This is a genomic window from Paenibacillus sp. ALE2, assembly GCF_054113385.1.
In genome coordinates, this window is sequence record NZ_CM134213.1 from 5,596,517 (window position 1) to 5,615,569 (window position 19,053).

Consider the following 19,053-nt stretch of genomic DNA (forward strand, 5'->3'; position numbering starts at 1 on the left):
CAAACGACAAAAAAATATCAATTTCCCTACACCACTAAAAGCCTTCCCCTATACACATTCAGGGAAGGCTTTATTTTTACTTTTTCGATATCAAATATCGTGTATCGAAATATATGTCTGTATAATCAACTGTTACGTTGCTTAAATCCATCCATAAACTCGGCTAATGCTTGACAGTTCTCCAGTGGAACCGCATTGTAGATTGAGGCGCGAAGCCCTCCTACACTGCGATGCCCCTTCAATCCGATGAAACCCGCTTGTTCGGATTCTTTAATAAATTGTTTTTCCAGATCCTCATTCGCAAGGCGGAAGGTTACGTTCATAATAGAACGATCAGCGCTGTCCACACAACCACGATAGAAGCCTTCGCTTCTGTCAATACGGTCGTATAGCAGATCAGCTTTCTGCTGATTCACACGCTCGATGCCTTCTAAACCGCCTTCCTCCTGGATCCATTTGAGCACTTCATTCACCATGTATATGGCAAAGGACGGGGGAGTATTGTAGAGAGAGTTATTCTTTTCATAAGTACTGTAACGCAGCATCGTAGGAATATTGCCTGGTGAGGAAGCCAGTAGCTCTTCACGGGCAACCACGACCGTTACACCAGAAGGTCCCAGATTTTTTTGCGCACCAGCATAAATCAATCCAAATTGAGTAACATCAAAAGGCTTGCAAAAAATATCACTGGACATGTCCACAATCAGCGGTACGGAACCCGTATCCGGGAATTGCTTAAATTGTGTACCTTCAATCGTCTCATTGGACGTCATATGCACATATGCAGTATTCTCAGGCAAGTCCAAGGAATCCACATTCGGAAGACGCATGAATTTCTCATCAGCGGAGGAGGCGGCAATGTGAGCCTTGCCCAATAGCTTAGCTTCTTTATATGCCTTGTCCGACCAGCTGCCTGTCATTACATAGCTTCCGATCTGTCCTTCGCCTAAGAAATTTAAAGGCAGCATGGCAAACTGCGTGCTTGCGCCCCCTTGCAAGAACAACACCTTGTAGCCTTGTGGATTGCCCAGCAGAGATAGCAGACGTTCCTGCGCTTCATTATGGACAGATTCATACACGGCTCCACGGTGAGACATTTCCATGATGGACATCCCTGTCCCCTGGAAATCTACGAATTCAGCTTGTACACGTTCCAGTACTTTGAGCGGCAATGCCGCTGGTCCTGCATTAAAATTGTAGGCTCTCTTACTCAACAATTTCCCATCCCTTCTCTACTCTGGTGTGGATATTATCGCTATGATAGCAGTATTCATAAATGCGTTCAAGACTTGTATAAAAATGTTTCCGATTTCCTTTATGATGTGACAAAGCTGTGAATGTTAATATATTTAACATCTTCATTTTGTAGTATTTATCATAATGGGAAAAGGTCTCCGGCATAAGACCGGAGACCTATCTTGAACAACAACTATTCCCCGCAGGCTAATGAGTGTTATTCAAATCTGCTATGCTATCAATGTAGTATTAGCAGTCAAAATACAAGCTGTATTCATGTGGATGAACACGGATGTTCACTGATTTAGCTTCAGAACGTTTGAACTCTACATAGTTATCGATAAAGTCCTTCGTAAATACGCCGCCTTCAGTCAGGAATTCGTAATCGGCTTCCAGAGCGTCCAGAGCTTCATCTAGTGTACCAGGTACACTGCGGATTTTGCCTTTTTCAGCGTCAGACAGCTCATAGATGTTAGTGTCGAGTGGACCATAGCCCAATTCGACTGGGTTCAGTTTGCGCTTGATGCCATCCAGACCCGCCATCAGCATTGCTGAGAAAGCAAGGTATGGGTTAGCTGTGGAGTCTGGTGTACGGAACTCGATTCGACAGCCTTTAGGCGTTACAGCCGCTACTGGAATACGTACAGCCGCAGAACGGTTACCTTTGGAGAATACCAGGTTAACCGGCGCTTCGTAGCCAGGAACGAGACGTTTGAACGAGTTGGTGCTTGGGTTGGTCAAAGCGATCAACGCAGGTGCATGGTACAGAATACCGCCAATGTAATGAAGAGCCATTTCGCTCAGATTAGCATAACCACCTTTTTCGTAGAACAAAGGAGTGTCGCCATCGAAAATAGATTGGTGAACGTGCATACCGCTTCCGTTGTCCCCGAAAATCGGTTTCGGCATGAATGTTGCCACTTTACCATATTGACGCGCTGTGTTGTGTACAATGTATTTATAAACGAGCAGGTTGTCTGCTGTTTTCTTGAGTGTATCAAAACGGAAGTTGATTTCCGCTTGGCCTGCCGTAGCCACCTCATGGTGATGGCGCTCAATTCTCAGACCTGCTTCTTCAAGCAAACGGCACATTTCACTACGAATGTCTTGCTGGGTGTCTACTGGTGCTACCGGTACATAGCCGCCCTTCACACCCACTTTAAAGGCCAGGTTGCCGCCTTCTTCCTTACGGTTCGTGTTCCAAGCTGCTTCCTCGGAATCTACGAAGAAGGAGGAGCTGTTCATGCCACTTTCGTAGCGAACATCATCAAAGATGAAAAATTCAGATTCAGGTGCAAAGAATGCCGCTGTACCCACTCCTGCGGATTGCAGAAATTCCTCAGCTTTTTTGGCAATACCACGAGGATCACGGTCATATTTTTCGCCGTCTGGCGTAGCAATATCACACAGGATATTCAGTGTAGGATGCTGAGTGAAAGGGTCGATAAAAACCGCTTCTGGATCGGGCAGCATAACCATGTCGGATTCCTCAATGCCACGATAGCCGGGAATGGAAGAACCGTCGAAAGCAACACCGTTAACAAATGTTTCTTCATCTACTTCGGAAGCTGGCAATGAAATATGGTGAGCACGACCAGACAAATCTACAAAACGAAAATCTACCCACTCAATATTATTTTCCTGAATTGTTTTCAATACGTTTTCAACGGACATGTCTTCTTCCTCCCAATTTTTCCGAACATTAAGTCTTATACAACCCTGAAATGTTCATGATCGAATGTTTTTTTCTGTCGTCATTATAAATCTCAAACATGACACGGGTCAATAGCTATGTAAGGTATTTTTTAAACTAATGTTAGATATGCTTACGCCCTTGATAACATTTGAACAATACAAAAAGCCCGAAACATCGGGCTTTTAGGTGATTTTACTCTTATTCACTGCATTCCGGCAAAACTTTTATGCATTAATGTTAATAATTAGTTTTAAGATACAGCACTAGGTGTATGGAATGTTTTTCCAATTGCAGGAGCCAACAGTTCCAAATCTTTTAGTAAATCTGCAAATTGATCCGGGAATAGGGACTGTACACCATCACCCGTCATCGAGTTGTCAGGGTCTGTATGCATTTCAATAATTAAACCATCCGCTCCCGCTGCTACCGAAGCCTTCGTCATAGGAACAACCAGTTCACGTCTACCTGTGCCATGGCTAGGATCGGAAATGACCGGCAAATGGCTCAACTGTTGCAAAACAGGGATCGCGGACAAGTCGAGCGTATTTCTAGTGTAGGTTTCGAATGTACGGATACCGCGCTCACATAACATAACGTTCGGGTTGCCGCCTGCCAAGATGTACTCGGCAGCATTCAAAAACTCGTCATAAGTCGAGCTGAAACCTCGCTTGAGCAATACTGGCTTGCCGCAAGTACCCAGCTTGCGCAGCAAATCAAAGTTTTGCATATTACGTGTACCTACTTGCAGAATATCGGCGTATTCCGCGCAGATGTCTACGTATTCAGGTGTCATGACCTCTGTGATGGTCAAGAGATCGTGCTTCTGCCCCGCCTCAGCCATCATGATTAAACCTTCTACACCCGTTCCTTGGAAGCTGTATGGCCCTGTACGCGGCTTAAAGGCACCTCCACGAAGGACTTGCGCGCCTGCAGCTTTGACCAATCCGGCAATTTCATCGATCTGTGCAGCAGACTCAACAGCACATGGTCCCCCCATAACGACAAGCTCGCCGCCGCCGATATTTACACCTTTGATGGAGATCACCGTATTTTCCGGATGAAAATCACGGCTGGCCAATTTGTAGGACTTCGAAATTTTAACTACATTTTCTACACCCTTCATTTGGCGTAGATGTTCTGCCAGCTTCGGCTCTACGCTACCAATCAGTCCGATAATCGTACGATCCGATCCTCGGGATACATGAGCCTGCAATCCTTCTTTTTCAATCACTTCAACAATAGCTTGAATATGTTCTTCAGGTGTTTGAACACCAGCGATAACGATCATTTTTTTCTTCCTCTCTATAAACCATATTTTATTATCCACATAGAATAATGTTATGACACTTAGACGCTTGTTCGCTTTTAAGCTTTTATTCGTTAAAGCAACTATACCTGTTTTAACTTGCCTCGTCAAGGCTTAATTATCCCGAATAGTTCTATTTTTTGACTTAGTGAAGCTGATCTAATTGAATAATATCGGTACTTAAACAATTTGAAAAAAGCCGCTACCCGGATGTTTGTATCCGAATAACGGCTGTAATCAATGACATACTATTTCGTCGTTTTTGACTTTTCTCGTACAGGAGGCAGCAGTTTTTTCATATCAATGGTTCGCTGAATCTCCCATGTTTCCGGGTTATCCGCTTCATACTGTTCCAAATACGTAATGACCTCTTTGGTAATCAGCGTAGGTGTTGAAGCCCCGGAGGTCACAGCTACTTTGGCTACACCCTCAAGCCACTCCCTCTTCAGCTCGGTTATATCAGAAATACGATAAGCCGTAGTACCAGCTATTTCCTCTGACACCTGAGCCAATCGGTTGGAATTGTTGCTTCGCGGGTCACCGACCACGATTACCAGATCCGCCTGTCCTGCCTGCTCAGCTACCGCTTCCTGACGTACCTGTGTCGCCAAACAGATTTCATTGTGTATCTCGGCACCTGGGTACTTTTCTAGAAGCTTTTTCATTATGTGCTTGATGTCCCATTGACTCATGGTCGTCTGATTCGTAATCAGGATTTTGCCTGCTGACAGTGTAAGACTGTCAATCTCTTCTTCCTTTTCAATCAGATGAACATGGTCAGGAGCAATACCGATAGCTCCCTCTGGCTCTGGATGATTCTTTTTGCCAATATAAATAATCTGATAGCCTTCGGCAGACTTCTCCCGAATCAGATCATGTGTCTTCGTCACGTCAGGGCAGGTTGCGTCAACCGTAGTCAATCCCTTGTCTCGTGCCAGCTTGCGAACCTCTGGTGATACGCCATGAGCAGTGAAAATGACAGTACCACTCTCTACCTGGCTTAAAATCTCCATGCGGTTCGGTCCGTCCAATGTAATGATTCCTTCGTCTTCGAAGGAATTGGTGACATGACTGTTATGAACAATCATGCCTAGTATATAAATAGGCCGGGGTAAGTCCAAATTTCTGGCTGCCTGACGAGCCAATACCATGGCATCGACTACGCCGTAGCAGTAACCCCGGGGCGAAATTCTGAGTACCTCCAAAAATAGCCCCCACTTTCTTCGACACAGTATACAGCCCCAATAACTGGACAGCTGTGGGCTTTTATGCCTCTACCGGCCAATCTATGATGTAGTTCCCCTCCTATTATAGCCTATTCCAAAGGCGCGGAAAAGCTGACTGGAAGCCAAATGACAAAGGTCGTTCCTTCTCCTTGGCGCGTAACCACTTCCACAGACCCCTGATGTTCATCAATAATCCACTTGGCAATAGATAATCCCAAGCCAATTCCCTCTGTCACGCCGCGTGACTCATCTGCCCGGTAAAACCGGTCAAAAATAAAGGGAACCTCACTTTTGTCCATACCAATACCTGTATCACTGATCCGTAGCCCTACCTGTCCCTGATAAACAATCGCATCAAATCGGACTGTGCCTTCAGGCGTATATTTAAAAGCATTATCAATGAAAATGAATAGCATTTGCTGCAAATAATCTTTGCTTCCGTCCATATAAATACCATTCAACAACGAAAAGTCGCCCACATTCCATTCGGCCGTTCGCTCCAAAAACTGAGCACGACGAGCAACCTCGTTTACGAGCGGCTCCAGCGCAACAGGCATCTTATCGAATGTTTTCCCCGTGTCCGCTCTTGCAAGTGACAACATATCGCTCACCAAGCGACTCATTCGCTTGCCTTCATCCGCCATGTCATTCAGCGCCTCCATGGAAAGCTCGCGAATCATGGCTTCATCCATATTCGGTCGCTCGCCCGGTTCGGTAGTCCACATTTTGAGCAGAAAATCAACGTTGCCACGAATCGTCGTCAAGGGTGTGCGCAGTTCATGGGAAGCATCGGCCACAAACCGGCGCTGCGCACCATATGCATCTTCAAGTTCCTTGTAGAACACTTCTGTACGCCCCAGCATGTTGTTAACCGTCCCGATCAATTGTCCAATTTCATCTGGTGGTCCGTCATATTCAATCCGAACACTCAAATCATTACTCGATTGAATCTGATTGGCCCCCTCAATGACCTTAACCAGCGGCTTCATAGATTTACGAGCCAGGAAGAGACCAGAGGTCGCAGCAGCGAGTAAGGCAAATAGTGAACCGTACACAAGCACATTTTGTAACCTGTTCATAAGTCGGTCCTGAGAGCCCGTGAATTGCCCTACCTGTAGCAGCCCGACCACCAAGCCCAACTCCTCGGATTTGATCGGCTGTTGAATAATCATAAAGGAATCACCATTTACGTTCACACGCCGAATTCCTTCATTTTGAACTGCTCCTGCCGCTGTAGACGGAACAGGGAAGGTGATACTGAGGTCTTTCATATTTTGGGTCGTTTTGGTTACACCGGACGTATAATTGTAAATTTGAACATAGAGCTGTGAGTCATCTATTCCACGCCCCTGCTCCAATCCCAAATCCAGATTAGGGACCTCAAACAATCCCCCTTTTATAATAAGGCGTAATTGCTTGTTAATCTGTGGCGCCTGAGTCATAAGCTGACTTTTCACTTCATTATATGTGTAGTAATATACTAGTCCGTAAATAGCCAGACCAAAAATGACAAGCACTATAGCCAAGATGCTCGAATACCAAGCTGTCAGCCGCCACCGAATAGACATATTACACATCACCTCTTAAAATATAGCCAGCTCCCCGAATGGTACGAATAAGCCGTTTGCCACCATCCTGCTCCGTTTTTTGTCGCAACATGGCAATATATACTTCCAGCACATTTGATTCTCCGCTATAGTCATAGCCCCAAATTTTATCCATAATCAGATCACGCGACAGAACGCGTTTTGGGTTTTGCATGAACAGATGGAGTAGTTCAAATTCTTTGGCCGTCAGTTCCAAGCGTTTGCCACCACGAACTACTTCACGTGATTCGTTATCCAGTTGTAAATCCTCGAAGGTAAGCCGATTCCCATTATTGTCCTGCTGTTCAGTTTTACGCCGCAAAAGCGCTCGTACGCGTGCCAGCAGCTCCTCCAGAGCAAACGGCTTCACGAGATAATCATCAGCCCCCAGGTCCAGACCCTTCACCCGGTTCTCCACCTCATCCTTAGCTGTAAGCATCAGGACAGGTACCGTGCTTCCTCCCTCCCGCATACGACGGCAAACCTCAAAACCATCGACCTGCGGCATCATTACATCGAGCACGACCAAATCAGGCTCAGCTGTTAGCATTTTATTTAATCCCTCTGCTCCATTGGCGGCTGTCAGCACTTCATATCCTTCAAAAGCCAGCCCTCTGCGCAGCATGGATACAATTTTTTCATCATCATCAATAATCAGAATAGTAGAACGCATACACGATCAAACTCCTTTATCTCTTCTTCTTTTCCCTCTATTGTAGCAGGAGTAAACGCGTGTAGCATCTTGCCACCCCATGCAGCAAGAAACGGAAGGGTCGTTTTCCTTCCGTTTCTTACGTTCATGTTCAATTTTAGAGTTATTCTCTTACTGCTGAAGAGTCGAGCTAAAGTCATTTTTATTTCCTATTTTTAGCTGAATATCTTTTTTCTGCCCGGCTCGTTCGATGTTAAGCGTAAGTGCTGTACCCACTTTTTGTTTTTGGATGAATTGAATTAACTCCTGTGATGTGCTATAAGGCGTGCCATTAGCTCCGATAATTACATCATAAGGACGTAGATCGGCCTGATATGCTGGTGATTTGTATATAATATCCCGAACAACCGAGCCTTCGGTCAGAGATGTACCCAATTCCTTGGCTACTTCAGGGCTCAAGTTCAACAGACTTGCACCAATGAAAGGTACAGGTTCTTTCGGAATAGGCTGGTTATTTTTCAGCTTATCGACGACTTCCAAAATCGTATTGGACGGAATTGCAAACCCGATCCCCTGTGCATCTGCACTAACAGCTACGTTCATACCGATAACCTGCCCTTGCAGATTTAACAACGGTCCGCCAGAGTTACCAGGATTAATGGAGGCATCCGTTTGAATGAGATGCTTGTATTGTGTCGGTTTTCCAGTTGACTCACTATTAATGGTGATGGTACGTTCTTTCGCACTTAGCACACCGGCTGTTACCGAATGCTCAAAGCCTTCTGGGTTACCGATTGCAACCATCCACTCGCCGACTTTAGCGTTATCGGAGTCTCCCAAGGTTACGGTCGGGAAGTTATTTTTGCCTTCAATTTTAAGAACTGCCAAATCTAGATCTGCATTTTTGCCCAAAACTTTGGCTTCGTAAGGCTTGTTGGTTCCCTCTACTGTAACCTGTACCACACTCGCGCCTTCCACAACATGGTTGTTAGTCAGGACGTAACCCGATTTATCAAAAATAAAACCGGAACCAATACCCAGCGGAGTCAGCTGTCCACTGTTGCTGCCTTCATTTTCATTACTATTGCCGCTGCTGCCACTATCCCCATACTGGTTACCGAAAAAGTATTGATACAGCGGGTCATTGTAATAAGGGCTGCTTTGTCTGCCGCTTCCAGCACTAGATTGCTTGGCAAGTGTTTCAATTTTGACGACTGCCGGGCCAGCCTTGGCTACAACAGATTGAACATCAGCCGTACCTGAAGGCATCACAGCCGGAACTGCGCTTGGAGACGAGTTAGTGGTTCCCGAATTCGTCGTTTCTCCGCTTTCAGCTGCCGCCGAAGTCAACGCTGTCTCCGGTGTGAACATATTGGTTCGGTCAGCTGTATACATCAATACCGTAATGACCAGCATTCCGGCTAAAAAAGATAACAAAATCGTTTTTACCTGCGATTTGGGCTTATTCGGTTTAAATTGCCAGTTGCCGCTATTCCGACCAGAACCATCCTGTTGCTCAGGCATAGCACGTTGATAAGAGGAAGGAAGCGGTCTCACTGCCTGCGGTGGCGTAATCTCAACGTCCTCCACCGACTGCCCTTCCCTGCGTTGTCCGTCCGACTGCACTGAGGAGAAAGGGCCATAGGAATAGTAATATGAGGAACCATTTGAATCGTTTGGCCGAGTTGTTTTATCGTTATCAACCTGATCATTGTCGTTCCGGCGCCCGGAATTATTATTTTTAAATTCGTCCATTGTATATCTCCTCCCAAACCCTATGCTTCAAGGTGGTGTTGTTTAGCTGACTTTATTTTGCACTTTAAACCTTAATTCCACCTTAAAAAAAATTAAAAAGGAGATAAAACCTCAGACCTATTGTATCTAGCTACTTTTACTCAACGCGAAATGCCCCGGAATTCAATCCGGAGCATTTCGTGTTGAGTATGCTTTTTATTTTGTGTTAAAGTTCTCGTCGAACTTTTCGTTCGGTGTTTGTGCATTGCTTTGAATTTTGCTGCGACTGGAGTTTTGAACTTTTTGCGCTACTGCACTTGTACCGCCTTGATCTGTTGCAAATTCTTCGTCATACTTCTCATTTGGTGTTTGGAAGTTGTCTTGAATTTTATTTTGTTCAGACTGCTTCACCTTTTGAGAAACAACGCCTACCGTATCGTCTTGTGCAAATTCCGCTTTGAACTGATTTCCTGTGTTTGCCTTGAAGCCTTTGTTCATGAAAGAACTACCGCCTTGATTTGGCATATTCCTCGACCTCCCAGTATGGTTTGCGGGATAAGCTCATCCCGAAACATAGTATGTGAAGTCAGGAAAAACAATATTCAAGGATTATATGGAAGCATCCAGTGTCTCGGGCGGAATGGTCTTATGCGTTTCTATCGCCTTTTGCAGCGATTTTATCATTTTTTCGGTACACTTGCCGTTTCCTTTTTTTATGATTTGAACATCCACATCTTTCTTGCCCCATTCAGAATACACCTGCCGGATTGTTTTAAAATACAAGTCAATTTTATTGCCCTTAATCGCTGAACCTGTATCTGCTACAATCCCGTAACCGTAACCTGGAATGTACAATATGCTGCCCAAAGGAAACATCTTCGGATCAGCCGCAATCGTGGACAGTGTATTTTTGTCACGACGCACTTTTACACCGGAATACGTGATACCGTAACCGGGATGATTCGGCCGTTTGCCAGTGGATTCATACCCTGCTGTATAACCTGTTGCCGTGACCGTCATGGTCGTAATAACCTGCTCTTCGCGTGGAGCTATAACAGGTGCGGATTGCCATTTCTTATGCTGGACCGGTTCTTTGTGACCGTAAACCTCATTGCCGGATAATACCAGACAGATTGCGATTAACATGGTTCCCAAAACCCGTTTCCATACCAACATGGATCTCATAAAAAACCTCCCCTTGAGGCAAAGGCTTTCCAGAAATCCATGAGTTTATACGGACTATTAATTATTTTTGAACATCCTGCCCCGGATAAAGTCTGCTTAGCTTCACTTTGTCTTCAAAAATATGCAGAAGCGTCCGCACAATAGGGGTGTGCTCATCGTCTGTGTGCAATATAATGGAAGCAGGAGATATCGAAATAAGAGTGCTGACGATTCGATCTTCAACTTCCATCTCCAGTTCAATACCGGGCATTTCCACAATAATATCATCTGCATCAGGAGTCGGTATGGGCACCATGGCACTATCGAGAATGATAAAATCATGCCCGCCTTGGTGAAGTACATGCACGAGTGGAACTTTGCTCTCCTGAAAAAACACAAAATATTTAAGCAGCCCCATAAATTCTTCGTATTGCCGATCTGCCCAGAATTCTTCCATCGCATAGTCAACGATTTCTTCAAGCTCTTTTTTGTACGCATGCAGTCTGAATTGAATAAGCCCTTCCAAATTGATTACACGAAGCTCCTTAAAGTCCTTTTCCAAGAGGGTGGTCAGCTTACCATGGCGCTTTAAACGTCCTCGGGGACCATCATCATTTAACAGTGAGCGAATCATGCTACGAATTTGTTCAACGTCCTCTTTCTCCAGCAACGAGCAGGCTTTGTTGAGAATATGATCGAGAATCCCCCACTCCCTGACTTCGATAATATAATCCGCTATGGCCGAAGACATGATGCTGTATACACAGGGAAGAAAGCTTTCAAACGCTGAATTGCTTTCAGTGCCCTTGCAGGTCCATGCCACTTTGTTGTCCAGCTGTCTGAAAGTGAATCGAAATCCGCGCCGTGACATATGTAGTCCCTTGGTTCTACTTTTGACCACTTCGTAAAAACGGTCGGTTTCTTGATCTCCGTCTGTATTGGTCCACACTGTAAACAGTTCCATTGGCTCACTCCTTTCGATCACTGCTTTCAGTATATGGCGGCCTCTGAAGGGTTATACGAAGTGAACGACTGGAAACAAAAAGACATATGCAAAAGAGGCCGATCAGGTTTCAAAGAGACGTTAAGCGTGTTATAAACAATTACCGTGATTAGGTAAAAACCGAAAGACGTTTGAATATTTAGGGCGGGGTATGTTAAGGTTATAGTGATATGAATTTTTCACAAGAGGGAGGAGATAAGATGTCAACGATGCTGAACATGCTGCGCACATTCATGATCGTCATATTGAGCCTCGTTCAGATTTTGTCCCTTCCTGTGACGTTTCACGCGGAAGATACCACTCAATCCCTTCAGTTTACTTCGGGATCTTCACTTATGCTTCATGCTGATGTTACTTCGTTAGAAACGGATTCTCACGGTCTGGAACATCATTCCAAACCAGCAGTGCGCAAATCCTCCCCATTACTGCATCTGGTGATCGCTGCGGCTAAATCACTTCCCTTTGTCATTCTGATAGCGCTTGTGCTGCTAATGAGCATCCCTAAGCTACGTCTGCCTTTTATACCTGTCATCTGTAAGCTAAAGAAGCAATTGTTCTTGTTCCCCATCAAATTTACCTCTAGTTATGTGGCTTAACCTCCTTTTAGCATGCATATCACCACATTTGCATGTCTCTTTGCTAACTTTCCTATTCATCTACTGCGTAAAATTTAATTTTCCATTTTTTATTTAAAATTTAATGCAATCTAATTTTTCATATCACTTCCAAAGTATGTGATTTATTTCCCATATCATTCACTTAAATAAACGTATTATACAGGAGGCTTTATAAATGGATATTCGAGAGTCTATTTTGCCAGGAATCGGAATTAAGTATCGAATTGATGCGGAGAGTGGCGACCGAATTGTCATTATTATTCATGATGATGGCAGACGTGAGCTATATCACTTTGATTACGAGGATCTGGAACAAAGCATTTCTATGACAACCCTGAATGATCAGGAAGCACGATTAGTAGCCTCCATCATCGGTGGTATGACTTATAAGCCCAAGCAGCTCGAAAGTGTAGAGATGACATTTGACGATTTTATTATCGAATGGTACAGAGTGGAATCCCACTATGCAAGTATAGGCAAATCCATTGGGGAGCTTGATGTAAGGCAAAATTCGGGTGCCACGGTTATCGCCATTGTGGAGAAAAAGGGAAAAAAATATGTAAATCCTGGCCCTGAAGTGATTATTAGCGATGATGCCACTGTAGTTGTTGTTGGAGAACGTGACCAGCAGAAACGCTTTAAACAAATCCTTATGAACGGAAGCGGGTGATTGAATGGATCATCTGGTATTTGAGGTTGGATTGGCTATTGCTCTAATCGCTGCAGCGGGGCTGATATCCTCCAAACTGCGCTTCTCGGTCATCCCTTTTTATATTCTGATCGGAATGGCAGTTGGACCTCATGCGATGGAGCTATGGCATTTTGATTTTCGGTTTATCGAAAGCGCCCCGTTTATTGATTTTATGGGGAGAATCGGAGTGCTGTTTCTTCTCTTCTACCTAGGGCTGGAGTTCTCAGTAGGTCGGTTGATTAAATCAGGTCGTTCCATTGCTGTGGGCGGTACCATTTATATTGGCATCAATTTTACACTGGGGCTGGCTCTCGGCTTCCTGAGCGGCTTTCCTGTAGCCGAGACACTAGTTATTGCCGGAATTACGACAATATCATCCAGTGCGATTGCAGCCAAGGTGCTAGTCGATCTCAAGCGTACCGCTAATGCTGAAACAGAAATGATTTTAGGTATTATTATGTTTGAGGATGTTTTCCTCGCCGTCTACATCTCCATCCTCTCCGGATTGGTTCTTAGCGACTCTTCCTCGCTCGGGGGTGTACTGCTATCGGCACTCATCGCACTTGGCTTTATGCTTGCAGTTATTATTATCGGTCGAAAGGCCGTCCCTCTGCTAAATCGGATTCTCCGTATCCGCTCCAATGAGGTATTCGGCCTCGTTGTTTTTGGCTCACTGTTCCTGGTGGCTGGTTTTTCAGAAACGATCCATGTAGCAGAAGCTATTGGAGCCCTGCTGGTCGGTCTGGTACTGGCCGAAACGGAACACGCCAAACGGATTGAGCATTTAATTGTTCCTTTCCGCGATTTCTTTGGTGCCCTGTTCTTCTTCAGTTTCGGACTGTCCATTGATCCGCTGTCTCTAGGAGGTAACGCCATATGGCTTGCGCTGGCAGCAGTCCTTCTCACACTATTTGGTAACATTTGGGCGGGTATGCTGGCTGGGCGTACAGCGTCCCTAACTCCCAAAGCATCCGCAAATATCGGTTTGACTATTGTGGCGCGAGGCGAATTTTCGATCATCATGGCCAACTTGGGTAAAGAAGGCGGTTTGCTTGATATTGTTCAACCTTTTGCAGCCATCTATGTACTCATACTGGCCATTCTTGGACCGCTTCTGACAAAGCAGTCAAAGCCTATCTTTAATATGCTAAACAAAATATTCAAATTTAAGGACCCTCGCTTACGAAAGGAAGAAAGCAAATCGGCGTAACTGTAAAAGCTGGATACGACAATCCATAGGAGGGAAGGCTATGCCGCACGTTGTAAAACATGCCGAAACTTTATGAGGCGGCTTGTGAAGCCCGCTTCAGGAGATGCGAGCAGGTTCCCTGTCTTTTATACGGTAATTGGCGGAATTACGGCATCCGTCGGTCTGGAATTGTTTTTACATCCGCATGATATGATCGCTGGAGGCGTTACGGGAATCTCCAGACTCATGTCGCTTTATACACAGGAGCATTTTGGGTTACTGCTATTCGTTTTGAACTTGCCACTAATGCTGCTGTATTCTTTGTCTACTCACAAACCCATGCTGCTTCGCGCACTCCCTGGCTTGTTTGCCTTTTCAGGCTCAGCCATCATTCTCTCGCCTTTTCCGGCAGTGAGCGGCCATCCGGTCGTATGCGCTTTGGGAGGCGGAATCTGTATTGGACTTGGCGCAGCGCTGACAGCTCGTCACGGGGGGTTGCTTGATTCATTAGGTCTCAGCGAATCTGACGATGGCCGTCCATCCACTTTGTTGCTAATTCATCGGAAAATTCCGTTAATACAGATCGTAATGTTGTGTAATGGCCTGCTGCTCATTACGGCTGGTTTTGTGTTAGGCTGGGAGCCAGCCCTCTATTCCGCCTTATCCTGTCTCGCTGCCTATGAAACGACTCGGCTGATGTTTACTGGTCTGAGACGCATGGTCTGTGTTGCCAGCAAAAAACAGCCAACTGTCGAAGATGCCATATATCGCAGGTTGCGTTTACACAGCACACCTATTGAAGGTTCTGCCGCCCAGATAAAGGGCAAGATTAAAAGCGAATCAGATAAAAAAGAACAAATGGTCATCATTTACAGTGTTCATCTTTTGGATTTGCAGCGCTTTAAGGCGGCCATCCAAATGGCAGACCCACAGGCTGAGATCATGTATATGAAGCGATGGGAAACGTAGCAAATCCCAAATATATTAACCATAATAGAAAAATGATTAAAGATATTGTAGTATCCACTCTTCCGCACAAAAACGCTTATCTTCACTATCCTTGTACATAGGATAGTGAAAGATAAGCGTTTTGTAATGTACGATATATTAGCTGATATTAATTTTGCATAATAAAGTCATGCTCAATACTGCTGGCACTGTCAAAAGTACGAATAATATCATAACGGGTATTGCGCTGTGCCGGAATGTGACCCGTCTCACGGATCAACTGTAAAATGGATTCGATGTTAACCTTATACGTTGCTCCCGCAGCGGAAACTACATTTTCCTCAATCATGGTGCTGCCAAAATCATCACAACCGTAGTACAGTGATTTTTTACCGATTTCCGGCCCCATCGTTACCCATGAAGACTGGATATGCTTGATGTTATCCAAAACAAGACGACTGATCGCTACAGTCTTCAAATATTCCTCTGGCGTCTGGCGTTCTTTCTTCAAATTCGTGTTGTCTGGTTGGAAGGTCCAAGGAATAAAGGCCAGAAATCCTTCAGAATTATATTTGTTTTCAATGCATTCGTCCTGAGCATCACGGACACGCAGCAAATGCAGCGCACGCTCCTCCATCAGCTCGCCAAATCCGATTACCATGGTAGCCGTTGTGTTCATCCCAACCTTGTGAGCTGTTTGCATGACATCCATCCAATCACGCCAGGAGCCTTTGAGACGGCTAATTTTGCGGCGTGTACGGTCATCCAAAATTTCTCCGCCTCCACCCGGCAGCGAATCCAATCCAGCTTCATGAATGGCTCGGATCGTTTCCTCCATGGATAGGCCGGATTTTTCCTTCATTTTGTGAATTTCAGCTGGTGAGAAGGAGTGCATTGTAATATCTGGAAAACGTTCCTTAATAGCTTTCAGCAAATCGGTATAATAGCTGAACGGCAGGTTTGGATTTACACCGCCTTGCATTAGGATTTCGGTGCCACCTACATCCTGCGTTTCCTTAATTTTTTGGAAAATCACCTCATCCGGCAAAACATAACCTTCATCGGAACCCGGTCTGCGGTAAAAAGCGCAAAAGCGGCAGTATACGTCACACACGTTCGTATAGTTAATATTTCGTCCGATGACGAAGGTTTTTATGGGATCGGGATGCATGCGATTCATGACTTTATTCGCCGCATGACCTATTTTTTCAACCTCGTCTGATTCGAACAAAGCAACGGTATCCTCTAAATTCAGGCGTTCGCCGCGTAGGGCTTTATCTAAAATATGGTCGATTACACTCATGGTGTATCCTCCTTCGCTGTCACAGGGCGACGAAATGAAAGACAGGACTTATGAACGAGAATGCTTTCACAAACCTGCGTTCGAACCCTGCCGTAATGTATGTTCATGACTAGCCTTGTATGTTGTCTGTGCTATTTAGCATAGTAAAACCTAATGATAATACTAACATATCTTTTAGTAAGGAACCATACTTAGACTGAAAAGTGCCTTTTTTCACACTGTCTATCATGTCATTCATATAGAAAACAGCAAGTCTCCTGAATACAGGAAACCTGCTGCTTAGGGCTGTACCTATTTGCTTCCTTCGTATAACGTTGAGATGCTATGGGCGTGCTAACGTTCTAGCTCAGCGCCTCATCCAGATCACGGATCAGGTCATCAATGTCCTCCAGACCTACGGAGAAACGAAGTAGTCCGTCTGTAATCCCGCGCTCCAACCGTACACTTTGCGGCATAGCCGCATGTGACATCATTGCTGGGTACGACAAGATACTTTCCACAGCTCCCAGACTCACCGCCACAATGGGAATACGTACGCGACTGAGGACCTCTTTTGCACGTTCACCCGAACCCACATCAAACGATATCACTGCACCATAACCGCTCGATTGACTCTCATGAATCACACGCCCTGGATGATTTTCCAGGCCCGGATAGTATACCGCTTCAATGTCATTGCGCTCGTTTAGCCAATTGGCAAGCTTAGCTGCACTTTTTTCGCTGTGAGCCATACGTGCCTCCAGTGTCTTCATACCACGCATGAGCAGCCAAGACTCTTGCGGTGCCAGCACAGTACCTAATCCATTCTGAAGCTGCTTGATTTGTCTCCCCAACGACTCAGTACGAGCTACCGCAAGCCCTGCCAGTACGTCGCTGTGTCCACCCAAAAACTTGGTCGCACTGTGCAATACAATATCGACTCCCTGCTCAATCGGACGTTGATAATAAGGTGTCATAAAAGTATTATCCAATAACGTCAAAAGTCCATTTTCCCTTGCCCATGAGGTTATTCCAGCTACATTGGTAATTTTGAGGGTCGGATTAGACGGGGTTTCCATATACACAGCCCTTGTATTTTCCTGCAACGCCTCTTTCACAAGGTTGAGATCCGTCATATCAACGAAGGTCGTTTCGATATTCATCCGTTTCAAGATGGAGGTCAGCAGTCGATATGTTCCTCCATATACGTCCTCCGAAACAATGACATGATCACCAGCGGATAAGAGCATAAATGTAGTGGAGATGGCAGCCATACCTGATGCAAAGGCAAAACCGCAAGCTCCGCCTTCTAATAAGGCGATATAATCTTCCAAAGCTTGTCGTGTCGGATTACCTGAACGGCTATAATCATGCTGTGGGGGATTAAAAATATCATGATGGTGAAAGGTCGAAGCTTGATAGATCGGGACACTCGATGCCCCTGTAACACTGTCAATTTCAGAGCCAAAATGCAGCAGCTTGGTTGCGAATTTCCGCCCTTTGTCCAGATCCTCTCCGATCTTCCTCGCATCCTCTATCATTGCTGCTCCCCTCCTTCTACTTCTTGACGTGCCGCTTCCAGTGCCGAACGCAAATCTTCAATCAGGTCATCCGTATGCTCGATACCTACAGAGAAACGAAGCAACCTGTCATCTACCCCGACTGCATCCCGAATTTCTACCGGTATGTCCGCATGTGTCTGCACAGCAGGATAGGTCATTAGCGATTCCACACCGCCTAGACTTTCGGCAAACGCAATAAGCTTAATATGACGAAGCAAAGGCTCCACATAGCGAGCATCCTTTACTTTGAAAGAGAAAATACCCGTGTTTCCGCTGGATTGTTTATTTTGTATCTCACGACCTGGATGGCCCTCAAGCGCCGGGTAAAATACTTCCGCCACTGCTGGATGCGTCAGTAAATAATTAGACAACACCGTAGCATTATGCTCATGTCGATCCATACGTAGCGCTAACGTCTTCATCCCCTTCATCAACTGATAGCAGTCGCTTGGGGAAAGCACGGCCCCTATGGAATTGTGCAGGAAGGAAATTTCAGCTGACAGCTCTTTTCCTTTGCTTACAATCAACCCTGCCAGCACATCGTTGTGTCCGCCCAAATATTTGGTTGCGCTATGTACCACAATATCCGCACCTAATTCCAATGGCCGCTGGAAATATGGTGTTAGCAGCGTATTATCTACAATAGTAAGCAACTCATGTTGTGATGCCCATGCAGCCACCGCTTGAATATCAGTTATCATCATTAACGGATTGGTAGGCGTTTCTATGAATACGGCTTTGGTATTCGGTCGACATGACTGTTGGAGTGCTTCGAGATCGTTTGTATCCACATAAGTTGCGGTCACACCAAATTTGGATAAAATACGCTCTAGCAAACGATAGGTCCCGCCATAAAGATCCAGCGATACAATGAGGTGGTCTCCCTGTCCAAACAAAGCAAATACCGTTTGCAGCGCTGCCATACCTGAACTGCAAGCAAAGCCTGCATCACCAGATTCAAGTGCAGCAGCAGCCTCTTCCAGTACCTTTCGCGTGGGATTAATCGTCCGAATGTAATCAAACCCTGTGCTTTGACCCAGACGGGGATGGCGGAACGCCGTAGATTGGTAAATCGGGTAATTAACAGCCCCGGTTACTGGCTCCTCTACTGAACCGATTTGTGCCAATCTGCTTTCGATTTTCCACTGCTTCTCACTCATA

The 19,053-nt window shown here is 45.4% G+C and carries 17 protein-coding genes; 4 read left to right on the forward strand and 13 right to left on the reverse strand.

Going from position 1 to position 19,053, the window contains the following annotated elements:
* Positions 1-125: 125 nt before the first annotated feature.
* The 10 genes from serC to ACXHJ1_RS24285 form a co-directional block, all read right to left on the reverse strand.
* Complete coding sequence (gene serC, locus ACXHJ1_RS24240) at positions 126-1,217, reverse strand: 3-phosphoserine/phosphohydroxythreonine transaminase (RefSeq protein ID WP_016820502.1); 1,092 nt, start codon at positions 1,215-1,217, stop codon at positions 126-128.
* A 268-nt stretch (positions 1,218-1,485) separates the two neighbouring features.
* The gene (gene glnA, locus ACXHJ1_RS24245) at positions 1,486-2,910 is read right to left on the reverse strand and encodes a type I glutamate--ammonia ligase (protein ID WP_016820503.1); all 1,425 of its coding nucleotides are present in this window, start codon (positions 2,908-2,910) and stop codon (positions 1,486-1,488) included.
* Between the two features lie 272 nt (positions 2,911-3,182).
* Entirely contained in the window at positions 3,183-4,220 is a 1,038-nt protein-coding gene (gene aroF, locus ACXHJ1_RS24250) for a 3-deoxy-7-phosphoheptulonate synthase (RefSeq protein ID WP_017426658.1), read from the reverse strand.
* A gap of 266 nt (positions 4,221-4,486) precedes the next feature.
* On the reverse strand, positions 4,487-5,443 hold the full coding sequence (locus ACXHJ1_RS24255) for a 4-hydroxy-3-methylbut-2-enyl diphosphate reductase (protein WP_025364457.1): 957 nt from the start codon (positions 5,441-5,443) through the stop codon (positions 4,487-4,489).
* Positions 5,444-5,553: 110 nt separating this feature from the next.
* Entirely contained in the window at positions 5,554-7,032 is a 1,479-nt protein-coding gene (locus ACXHJ1_RS24260) for a sensor histidine kinase (RefSeq protein WP_017426656.1), read from the reverse strand.
* 1 nt (position 7,033) lies between these two features.
* On the reverse strand, positions 7,034-7,723 hold the full coding sequence (locus ACXHJ1_RS24265) for a response regulator transcription factor (protein WP_016820507.1): 690 nt from the start codon (positions 7,721-7,723) through the stop codon (positions 7,034-7,036).
* Between the two features lie 150 nt (positions 7,724-7,873).
* Positions 7,874-9,457 (reverse strand): S1C family serine protease, encoded by a 1,584-nt coding sequence (locus ACXHJ1_RS24270; protein WP_019686771.1) that lies wholly within the window; start codon positions 9,455-9,457, stop codon positions 7,874-7,876.
* Between the two features lie 195 nt (positions 9,458-9,652).
* Positions 9,653-9,961 carry a hypothetical protein gene (locus tag ACXHJ1_RS24275; protein WP_016820509.1) on the reverse strand — a complete coding sequence of 103 codons (309 nt, stop codon included), beginning with the start codon at positions 9,959-9,961 and terminating at the stop codon, positions 9,653-9,655.
* 84 nt (positions 9,962-10,045) lie between these two features.
* Positions 10,046-10,621 carry a 3D domain-containing protein gene (locus ACXHJ1_RS24280; protein WP_016820510.1) on the reverse strand — a complete coding sequence of 192 codons (576 nt, stop codon included), beginning with the start codon at positions 10,619-10,621 and terminating at the stop codon, positions 10,046-10,048.
* 61 nt (positions 10,622-10,682) lie between these two features.
* Positions 10,683-11,564, reverse strand: coding sequence for a putative sporulation protein YtxC (locus tag ACXHJ1_RS24285; protein WP_016820511.1), 882 nt, complete (start codon positions 11,562-11,564; stop codon positions 10,683-10,685).
* A 239-nt stretch (positions 11,565-11,803) separates the two neighbouring features.
* On the opposite strand from ACXHJ1_RS24285, the gene ACXHJ1_RS24290 reads away from it, so the two are divergent.
* The 4 genes from ACXHJ1_RS24290 to ACXHJ1_RS24305 all read left to right on the forward strand — a co-directional run bounded on the left by ACXHJ1_RS24290 (position 11,804) and on the right by ACXHJ1_RS24305 (position 15,069).
* Positions 11,804-12,199: a hypothetical protein gene (locus ACXHJ1_RS24290; RefSeq protein WP_016820512.1), complete on the forward strand. Its 396-nt coding sequence runs from the start codon at positions 11,804-11,806 to the stop codon at positions 12,197-12,199.
* A gap of 196 nt (positions 12,200-12,395) precedes the next feature.
* A complete protein-coding gene (locus ACXHJ1_RS24295) occupies positions 12,396-12,890 on the forward strand; it encodes a cation:proton antiporter regulatory subunit (RefSeq protein WP_025364453.1) in 495 nt (164 codons plus the stop codon).
* A gap of 4 nt (positions 12,891-12,894) precedes the next feature.
* Positions 12,895-14,121, forward strand: a complete 1,227-nt coding sequence (locus tag ACXHJ1_RS24300; protein ID WP_107733922.1) for a cation:proton antiporter — start codon at positions 12,895-12,897, stop codon at positions 14,119-14,121.
* Positions 14,122-14,205: 84 nt separating this feature from the next.
* Positions 14,206-15,069 (forward strand): YitT family protein, encoded by an 864-nt coding sequence (locus ACXHJ1_RS24305; protein WP_107733923.1) that lies wholly within the window; start codon positions 14,206-14,208, stop codon positions 15,067-15,069.
* A gap of 148 nt (positions 15,070-15,217) precedes the next feature.
* On the opposite strand, the gene mqnC is transcribed toward ACXHJ1_RS24305, so the two are convergent.
* The 3 genes from mqnC to ACXHJ1_RS24320 all read right to left on the reverse strand — a co-directional run bounded on the left by mqnC (position 15,218) and on the right by ACXHJ1_RS24320 (position 19,052).
* Positions 15,218-16,351 carry a cyclic dehypoxanthinyl futalosine synthase gene (mqnC, locus tag ACXHJ1_RS24310; protein ID WP_016820516.1) on the reverse strand — a complete coding sequence of 378 codons (1,134 nt, stop codon included), beginning with the start codon at positions 16,349-16,351 and terminating at the stop codon, positions 15,218-15,220.
* A 341-nt stretch (positions 16,352-16,692) separates the two neighbouring features.
* Positions 16,693-17,871, reverse strand: coding sequence for an aminotransferase class I/II-fold pyridoxal phosphate-dependent enzyme (locus tag ACXHJ1_RS24315; RefSeq protein ID WP_017426650.1), 1,179 nt, complete (start codon positions 17,869-17,871; stop codon positions 16,693-16,695).
* The gene (locus tag ACXHJ1_RS24320) at positions 17,868-19,052 is read right to left on the reverse strand and encodes a PLP-dependent transferase (RefSeq protein WP_107733924.1); all 1,185 of its coding nucleotides are present in this window, start codon (positions 19,050-19,052) and stop codon (positions 17,868-17,870) included. Before ACXHJ1_RS24320 ends, ACXHJ1_RS24315 begins: the two co-directional genes overlap by 4 nt.
* Between the last annotated feature and the right edge of the window lies 1 nt (position 19,053).

Excerpts from the sequence above, each read along its gene's own strand:
- ACXHJ1_RS24300 (WP_107733922.1), top strand. The coding sequence starts at position 12,895 with ATGGATCATCTGGTATTTGAGGTTGGATTGGCTATTGCTCTAATCGCT.
- ACXHJ1_RS24285 (WP_016820511.1), bottom strand. The coding sequence starts at position 11,564 with ATGGAACTGTTTACAGTGTGGACCAATACAGACGGAGATCAAGAAACC.
- ACXHJ1_RS24290 (WP_016820512.1), top strand. The coding sequence starts at position 11,804 with ATGTCAACGATGCTGAACATGCTGCGCACATTCATGATCGTCATATTG.
- ACXHJ1_RS24260 (WP_017426656.1), bottom strand. The coding sequence starts at position 7,032 with ATGTCTATTCGGTGGCGGCTGACAGCTTGGTATTCGAGCATCTTGGCT.
- ACXHJ1_RS24320 (WP_107733924.1), bottom strand. The coding sequence starts at position 19,052 with ATGAGTGAGAAGCAGTGGAAAATCGAAAGCAGATTGGCACAAATCGGT.
- ACXHJ1_RS24280 (WP_016820510.1), bottom strand. The coding sequence starts at position 10,621 with ATGAGATCCATGTTGGTATGGAAACGGGTTTTGGGAACCATGTTAATC.
- ACXHJ1_RS24270 (WP_019686771.1), bottom strand. The coding sequence starts at position 9,457 with ATGGACGAATTTAAAAATAATAATTCCGGGCGCCGGAACGACAATGAT.
- ACXHJ1_RS24295 (WP_025364453.1), top strand. The coding sequence starts at position 12,396 with ATGGATATTCGAGAGTCTATTTTGCCAGGAATCGGAATTAAGTATCGA.
- mqnC (WP_016820516.1), bottom strand. The coding sequence starts at position 16,351 with ATGAGTGTAATCGACCATATTTTAGATAAAGCCCTACGCGGCGAACGC.
- ACXHJ1_RS24315 (WP_017426650.1), bottom strand. The coding sequence starts at position 17,871 with ATGATAGAGGATGCGAGGAAGATCGGAGAGGATCTGGACAAAGGGCGG.
- aroF (WP_017426658.1), bottom strand. The coding sequence starts at position 4,220 with ATGATCGTTATCGCTGGTGTTCAAACACCTGAAGAACATATTCAAGCT.
- ACXHJ1_RS24275 (WP_016820509.1), bottom strand. The coding sequence starts at position 9,961 with ATGCCAAATCAAGGCGGTAGTTCTTTCATGAACAAAGGCTTCAAGGCA.
- glnA (WP_016820503.1), bottom strand. The coding sequence starts at position 2,910 with ATGTCCGTTGAAAACGTATTGAAAACAATTCAGGAAAATAATATTGAG.
- ACXHJ1_RS24265 (WP_016820507.1), bottom strand. The coding sequence starts at position 7,723 with ATGCGTTCTACTATTCTGATTATTGATGATGATGAAAAAATTGTATCC.